The organism is Streptomyces sp. NPDC013187 (genome assembly GCF_042899705.1).
Classification (GTDB): Bacteria; Actinomycetota; Actinomycetes; order Streptomycetales; family Streptomycetaceae; genus Streptomyces; species Streptomyces hawaiiensis_A.
Genome location: NZ_JBIBAF010000049.1, coordinates 1 through 1,895, shown reverse-complemented (window position 1 = coordinate 1,895; position 1,895 = coordinate 1). Strand labels below are relative to the sequence as shown.

Sequence of the window (1,895 nt, the reverse complement as noted above, 5' to 3'; positions counted from 1 at the left end):
TCCACCACCTCGGCATCACCGGAGACCACCACCGACCGCGGACCATTCACCGCAGCCACATCGACCAGGCTCTCGTGCCCGGCCAACAACCCCCGGACCTCCTCCTCACCGGCCTGCACCGCGAGCATCGCACCACCGGCCACAGCCGACTGCATCAACCGGCCACGCGCAGCCGCCAACGCCACCGCATCCGCCAGATCGAGCACCCCCGCCACATGCGCCGCCACCACCTCACCCACCGAATGACCCAGCAAGTAATCCGGCGTCACACCGTGGGCTTCGAACCACCGGAAAAGAGCGACCTCGACGGCGAACAGCGCCGCCTGGGTGAAGACGGTCTGGTCCAGCAGCGCGGCCTCCTCCGAGCCGGGCCGGGCGAAGAGCACGTCCTTGAGGGGGCGGGTGAGCTCGGTGTCGAGCCGTGCGCACACATCATCGAAGGCGCGGGCGAACTGCGGTGAGCCGGCGTGGAGTTCGCGTGCCATGCCGAGTCGCTGGCTGCCCTGTCCGGTGAACAGGAAGGCGGTCTTGCCGGGTCGGTCGGCGGTGGCGCGTACGACGGAGGGCGCGGAGCCGTCCTCGGCCAGCGTTGCGAGGCCCTCGAGGAGCGCGTCGCGGTCGGCGGCGACGACTGCCGCGCTGTTCTCCAGCACGGCGCGCGTGGTCGCGAGCGAGTAGGCGATGTCGCCGGGTGCCAGGTCCGGGTTACGGGTCACGTGGGCGTGCAGCCGTCGGGCCTGGTCGCGCAGGGCTTCCTCGCCACGGGCGGAGATGATCCAGGGGACCGCGGGGCGGTCCTGGTCGCGGGTCGTCTCGCTGCGGGACGCTTCGTCCGGTGCTTGTTCGATGATGACGTGGGCGTTGGTGCCGCTGATCCCGAAGGAGGACACGCCGGCGCGTCGGGGACGGTCCACGGCCGGCCACTCCCGGGCCTCGGCGAGCAATTCCACCGCCCCGTCCGCCCAGTCCACCACCGTGGTCGGCTCGTCCGCGTACAACGACTTGGGCAGAACGCCGTGGCGCATCGCCTGCACCATCTTGATCACACCACCGACACCGGCCGCCGCCTGCGCGTGCCCGATGTTCGACTTCAACGAACCCAGCCACAAAGGCTGTTCACCGGTGCGGTCCTGACCATACGTGTTCAGCAGCGCCTGCGCCTCGATCGGATCCCCCAGCCGGGTCCCCGTCCCGTGCGCCTCCACCACATCCACATCGGAACCACTCAGACCCGCACCCGCCAACGCCTGCCGGATCACCCGCTCCTGCGACGGACCATTAGGCGCCGTCAAACCATTCGACGCACCGTCTTGGTTGACCGCCGAACCCCGCACCACCGCCAGCACCCGATGACCCAGCCGCCGCGCATCCGACAACCGCTCCACCAACAGCAGCCCCACACCCTCGGACCACCCCGTACCATCCGCCGACGCCGAAAACGCCTTGCAACGACCGTCCACGGACAACCCACGCTGCCGCGAGAACTCCACGAACGTCGTCGGCTGCGACATCACCGTCACACCACCGGCCAACGCCAAGTCACACTCACCACCGCGCAACGCACCCGCCGCCAGATGCAACGCCACCAACGACGACGAACACGCCGTATCCACCGTGACGGCGGGCCCCTCCAGGCCGTACGTGTAGGAGATCCGGCCGGAGATGACGCTGGAGAGGTTGCCCGCGAGCAGGAAGCCCTCGTACTCGCCGGGCCTGGCGACCACCCGGGCCGCGTAGTCGTCGTACATGGCGCCGGTGAAGACGCCGGTGGCGGTGCCGCGGAGCGAGGTGGGGTCGATGCCGGCGTCCTCGAAGGTCTCCCACGCCGTCTCCAACAGCAACCGCTGCTGCGGATCCGCCGCCGTCGCCTCCCTCGGCGACATCCCGAAAAACTC

General features: G+C 69.8%; 1 protein-coding gene. It reads right to left on the bottom strand.

Translation table 11 applies throughout. From position 1 onward, the window contains the following. Window positions 1-1,895 (bottom strand): type I polyketide synthase (locus ACFY5B_RS39450; RefSeq protein ID WP_389980082.1); only part of this gene is annotated, 1,895 nt, incomplete at both ends.